Source organism: Polaribacter sargassicola (assembly GCF_021991835.1).
GTDB lineage: Bacteria > Bacteroidota > Bacteroidia > Flavobacteriales > Flavobacteriaceae > Polaribacter > Polaribacter sargassicola.
This window is the reverse complement of sequence record NZ_JAHDAU010000222.1, coordinates 1-283: the sequence shown is the minus strand read 5'-3', so window position 1 is coordinate 283 and position 283 is coordinate 1. Positions and strand designations below refer to the sequence as shown.

Sequence of the window (283 nt, the reverse complement as noted above, 5' to 3'; positions counted from 1 at the left end):
GGCCGACGTGTACATGCCCATCGTGGAGCAGGTGAAGATGGTGCTCGACGGGAAGATGAACCCGCGCGACATCGCACCGCACCTGACCACCGACGACGACACTCCCCAGGAGGAGAGGACCAACTATGGACAGGCAGACGGTGGTGGTGCTCTTCGGCGGGCGTTCCAGCGAGCATTCGATCAGTTCCGCAACGGCGGGCGGGGTGCTGGCGGCGATCGACCGTGACCGCTATGCGGTGATCCCCGTCGGGATCAGCCGGGAGGGCGCGTTCGTCCTCGAGCA

Annotated in this window: 2 protein-coding genes; both read left to right on the top strand. The window is 66.1% G+C overall.

Annotation, left to right across the window (positions count from 1 at the left end):
* A partial coding sequence (locus KI686_RS17710; protein WP_237590417.1) for a hypothetical protein occupies window positions 1-226 on the top strand: 226 nt, incomplete at its 5' end.
* A partial coding sequence (locus tag KI686_RS17705) for a hypothetical protein (RefSeq protein WP_497801197.1) occupies window positions 180-283 on the top strand: 104 nt, incomplete at its 3' end. The genes KI686_RS17710 and KI686_RS17705, both read left to right, overlap by 47 nt.